The following is a 4,490-nucleotide window of genomic DNA, read 5'->3' on the forward strand; positions in this document are numbered from 1 at the left end:
CCACGCCGTCGACCTGGGCCCGGCCACGGAGCCGGGCGCCTCGTTGCCGCGGGAGGCCTGGGTCCGGCCGATCGCCGACGAGCGGGTGCTGCCCGACGATCCGGCCGAGCATGCGGTGCGCCGGGAGTCCGTACGCCTGGCGTTCATCGCCGCCCTGCAACGGCTCTCGCCGCGGCAGCGCGCCGTGCTGATCCTGCGTGACGTGCTGAGCTGGCCGGCCCGGGAGGTGGCCGATCTGCTCGACACGTCGGTGCCCTCGGTGACCAGCTCGCTGCAGCGGGCCCGGGCCACCGTGCGCCGCGCCGGGACGGTGCAGCCGTTGGAGCCGGATGCCGAGGCGCTGCTCGAACGGTACTGCCGGGCGTTCGAGCGCTACGACGTGGCGGCGATGGTGGCGTTGCTGCACGAGGACGCGATGATGACCATGCCGCCGTTGCTGTGGTGGCTGCGCGGGCGCGAGCAGATCCGGCAGGTGCTGCTGGGCGGCGACGGATCGTGCCGGGACGCGCGGATGGTGCCGGTCGCGGCCAACGGCACGATCGCGTACTGGCAGCAGCGGCCGACCGGGCCGGGTGGGGCCTACGAGCCGTTCGCCCTGATGTTCTTCGAGACCCGGGACGGCCTGATTACCGAGATCACCACGTTTCTCGACGAGCCGGCCGCGCCGTGGGGGCAGGATGGGACGCGTGCAGAGTGATTGTGAATTGGCCCGGACAGCCGCCCTCGCCGGCGCGACAGTCGCCCTGAAGTACTTCGCCGAGCTCGCCGGCCTGCCGCGCGAGCTCAAGGCCGACGGCAGCGTCGTCACCGAGGCGGACCGGGCCACCGAGGCCGCGATCCGCGCGGTGCTGGCCGAGGCCCGGCCGCACGACGCCATCCTGGGGGAGGAGGGCGGCGAGACCGGCGCGGGCGCCCGGCGCTGGATCATCGACCCGATCGACGGGACGGCCCAGTTCGTCACGGGCGACGACCGGTGGCTGGTGCTGGTCGCCCTGGAGGAGGCCGGCGAGATCGTCGCCGGGGTGGCCGCGGTCCCCGCGCAGGACCGGGTCTGGTGGGCGCGTCGCGGCGGCGGCGCCTACGAGACAAACCTCGACGGTACGGCGGACAAGCGCGTCCACGTCACCGACCGCCGCACCACGCTGAGCGCCGCCCGGCTCGGTGTCGTCCCGGTCGCCCCGAACGTCTACCCCTCCGACCTGGCCGTCGCCGCGCCGCTGACCGCCGTGACGCCGGCCGTGGAATGGGATGTGCACGCCGGCCTGCTCGTCGCCGGCGGCACCCTCGACCTGGCCGTGCAGACCCGCGGCGAGGTGTGGGACTTCGCCGCCACCTCGTTGATCGTCACCGAGGCGGGCGGCTGCTACGGCGGGGTGGACGGCATCCGTGGGCCGCGCGCCGGTGTCTCGCTCTACGCCGCGAACCGTTCCCTGTGGCAGGCCGCGGCCGAGGTGCTCTGGCCGGCCTGAGCCACCCCCTACGGCGAGGTGCTGGAGTTCAGCGCGAAGACCAGCGCCGCGACCGCGCCGATGGACAGCACGACGCTGATGATGCCCAGGACGCGGCCGATCAGCGCCGGCCCGACGCCGTGCGCGCCGCGCCCGCGGGTGCTCATGACGATGGCGGCGATGCCGAAGATCCAGCCCAGCAGGCAGAACGACAGCGGTACGCCGACGACGCCCAGGATCAGCGCGGTCCGCCCGGCGTTGCGGTTCGGCGGGGTCGGCGGCGCGGCGTTGCGCGGGTCCCACTGCAACCGGGGCGGCAGATCCTGCACCTGGGCCATGAGATCCGAGGCGTACGTGGCCGTGCTGATCGCGACCACCCGGCCGTCGTACTGCTCGGTGGTCAGCAGGCCCTCGCCGAGGGCCTGACTCAGCTGGTCGATCACCTGGGTGCGGTGCACGGTGCCGATGCGCTCGTCCTTCATCGGTGGCGAACGTATCGCGCGCCGGGCGGACCGCGCGGCGAAACCCGCACAGTCACCCGCACGGAGTCGGTCAGGCCGGGGCCTGCAGCAGGATGGTCGTCCAGGCGCCGACGTGGACCCGGTCGCCGTGCCCGACGCTGCGGGTCTGCCCGGCCGTCAGCGGCTTCGGCTCGTCGTTGAGGTAGGTGCCGTTGGTCGAGCCGAGGTCGGAGACCAGCCAGACGCCGTCCACGCTCAGGGTCAGCAGGGCATGGCTGTGCGAGACGCCCGGGTCGGCGTCGGCCAGGTCGATCTCCGGGTCGGTGCCCTTCGACGTGCTCTTGCGGCCGATCCGCACCTGCGGGGCGGGCAGCGTCACCGTGCGTTCGGTGGGCTGCTCGGGGAAGTCGACACCCTCGATGGCGTTGGCCGCGAAGTACTCCCGGTCGGCGAACACGGTCGCCGTCCACTGTGCCGCCGGCTGCCCGGTCGCCGGGGGCTGGACCAGCGCGGGCACCTTGCCGGTGCTGTGGTCGAAGCCGCAGTCCTCGCAGAAGCGGCCCGCTCCGGCCCGGGGCGTGCCGCAGTTCGGGCAGGGTTCGCCGCTCGGGAAGGTTGGCGGGGCGGCCGGGGCGACACCCGGGGTGAACGCCGCCGTGCCACCGATCTTCGCGCCGCAGGTGTCGCAGAAGTCGTCCGTCGTGGACGCGTGGCCCTTGGGACAGGCGTACGTCGTCATGACGACCGTCCCACCCGCACGGTCTTGGTCGAGCGGGTGTCCAGGGCCATCTCGTCGGCCGCCTCGACCTTGCGGCGCAGCCGGACCGTGCCGGTCGCCGCGTCCTCGATGTCGACGACCGTGGCCAGCAGTTCCTCGGTCGCCTTGTTGCCGCTCTCGTGGGCGAGCTGCGCGGCCCGGCCGAACTTCAGCGTCGCCGTCCGGTCGTCGCCGGCCTTGCGCGCCTCGATGCCGGCCTGGATCGCGTCGGCCAGCTCGGCCTGCCCGGTGTAGTGCGCCACCTGACGGTTGATCCGGGTCGACAGCGCCGAGTCCTCGGTCCAGACCGCCCGCACCAGGGTCTGCGCCAGCACGGTCTCGCCCTCCACCACGGACACCCGGGCCGCGAGCATCTCGTCACCGGCCGCGCCGGCGGTCACGTCGACGCAGACGTGGTAGTCGCGGCTCTCCGAGCCCCACGCGCCCAGCGGGTAGCGGCCGGCCCGGGGACCGTCCTCGACCCGCTTGCCGGTCAGGTCGGCCACCTGCGGCTCGACCTGCTTGACGAAACGCACCGTCGCGTTCACCGGGGTCCAGACCTTGAGCTGCACGTCGGCGCTGGTCTTGCCCATCGCCGCGGTCATCATCTGCTCGAACGCGGCGGCCAGGTCCTGCGGGCGGGCGACGATGTCGACCGTGCCGAGCATCGCGGTGGCGATCTTGCGCAGCTCGGAGACCGTCCAGTTGGTGCCGACGCCGCGGCAGTCGCACGTGAAGGTGCCGCCGAGCTCCTGCAGCACACCCTCGAGGTAGCCCTTGTACTCGCCGTTCTCGCCGTCGGTCAGCAGGATGGCGTGGGTGATGTCGCCCGGGCGCTGGGCGAACAGCTGGCCGGCCAGCTTGAGCCAGGCGCCCATGGCCGTACCGCCGTTGGCCTGGAGCCGGTCGATCGCGCCGACGGCCTGGGCCCGGGTCTCGGGAGTGGCCACCGCGAGCTGGCCCGGCGCCGGGAAGAGCTGCTGGGCGGTGCTCACGCCGGCGATGATGGCGAAGCGCACGCCGTCGTCGATGCAGTTGACCGCGGCCTTGGCGGCCTGGCGGGCGGCGACCATCCGGCCCTCGGCCTGCATCGAGCCGGAACAGTCGACGATGATGATCTCGGTGGCGCCGGCCGTGCGCCGTCCGCCCTCCGCGCCGGACGAGGCGACGGTGACGATCGCGTTGACTTCGGTCGCGCCCAGGGCGAGGAACTCGTTCTGGAACGCCTCGGCGGTGTACGGCACGGGCTCTCCCTTAGCTGTCGAGGGTGTTGAGGGGGACGAGGGCGACGGTGATGTTGTCCGAGCCGCCCGCCGCGTTGGCGAAGTCGACAAGGGCGCGACCGGCCTCCAGCAGACCCGCCGAGTCGCGCAGCGCGGCCCGGACGGTGTCGGCGAAGGCGGCCGGCTCGGTCAGGTAGTTCCACAGGCCGTCGCTGCAGAGCACCAGGTGGCCCGGGGTCTCGGCGAAGAAGGCACCGGTGCGCGGGCGGATCGTGCCCGCGTCCGCGCCCAGCCAGGCGGTGATGGCGTGCGCCTTGGGATCGTTCCAGGCGGACTGCGGGTCGACGCCCAGCGAGATGGCGTGGGTGGCCCACGAGTCGTCCTCGGTGAGCTGCACGGCTTCGCCCTCGACGGGCACCCAGTAGCCGCGGCTGTCGCCGACCCAGCCGTACCCGATCTCGGTGCCGCGCACGCAGGCCGCGACGATCGTGCAGGCCGGGTTGGACGTGGTCCGGCGCGGGTCGCCGGTCGCCGCCAGCGCGGCGACCGCGGTCCCGGCGGCCAGGATCGCCGCGGCGATGCTCTCCGGCAGCGCGGCCCC

Annotated in this window: 6 protein-coding genes; 2 read left to right on the forward strand and 4 right to left on the reverse strand. The window is 73.6% G+C overall.

Annotated elements, in window-relative coordinates:
- Together AB0C29_RS35335 and AB0C29_RS35340 are read left to right on the forward strand one after the other, a co-directional pair.
- Window positions 1-697: sigma factor-like helix-turn-helix DNA-binding protein (locus tag AB0C29_RS35335; RefSeq protein ID WP_360829761.1), on the forward strand; the 697-nt coding region annotated here is incomplete at its 5' end.
- Entirely contained in the window at window positions 678-1,469 is a 792-nt protein-coding gene (locus AB0C29_RS35340; RefSeq protein WP_360829764.1) for an inositol monophosphatase, read from the forward strand. The genes AB0C29_RS35335 and AB0C29_RS35340, both read left to right, overlap by 20 nt.
- Before the next feature lie 8 nt (window positions 1,470-1,477).
- On the opposite strand, the gene AB0C29_RS35345 is transcribed toward AB0C29_RS35340, so the two are convergent.
- From AB0C29_RS35345 to AB0C29_RS35360, 4 genes are all read right to left on the reverse strand, one after another.
- Entirely contained in the window at window positions 1,478-1,930 is a 453-nt protein-coding gene (locus tag AB0C29_RS35345; RefSeq protein WP_360829766.1) for a DUF1707 domain-containing protein, read from the reverse strand.
- Between the two features lie 70 nt (window positions 1,931-2,000).
- A complete protein-coding gene (locus AB0C29_RS35350; RefSeq protein ID WP_360829769.1) occupies window positions 2,001-2,648 on the reverse strand; it encodes an FHA domain-containing protein in 648 nt (215 codons plus the stop codon).
- Window positions 2,645-3,910, reverse strand: coding sequence for a VWA domain-containing protein (locus tag AB0C29_RS35355; protein WP_360829772.1), 1,266 nt, complete (start codon window positions 3,908-3,910; stop codon window positions 2,645-2,647). The genes AB0C29_RS35350 and AB0C29_RS35355 overlap by 4 nt, the downstream gene beginning before the upstream one ends.
- A 10-nt stretch (window positions 3,911-3,920) precedes the next feature.
- Window positions 3,921-4,490: PP2C family serine/threonine-protein phosphatase (locus AB0C29_RS35360; RefSeq protein ID WP_360829775.1), on the reverse strand; the 570-nt coding region annotated here is incomplete at its 5' end.

This window comes from Actinoplanes sp. NPDC048791, from assembly GCF_040650095.1.
Lineage (GTDB): Bacteria > Actinomycetota > Actinomycetes > Mycobacteriales > Micromonosporaceae > Actinoplanes.

Bases quoted from the DNA above. Each gene is read 5' to 3' on its own strand.
- AB0C29_RS35340 (WP_360829764.1), top strand. From the start codon at position 678: ATGGGACGCGTGCAGAGTGATTGTGAATTGGCCCGGACAGCCGCCCTC.
- AB0C29_RS35345 (WP_360829766.1), bottom strand. From the start codon at position 1,930: ATGAAGGACGAGCGCATCGGCACCGTGCACCGCACCCAGGTGATCGAC.
- AB0C29_RS35350 (WP_360829769.1), bottom strand. From the start codon at position 2,648: ATGACGACGTACGCCTGTCCCAAGGGCCACGCGTCCACGACGGACGAC.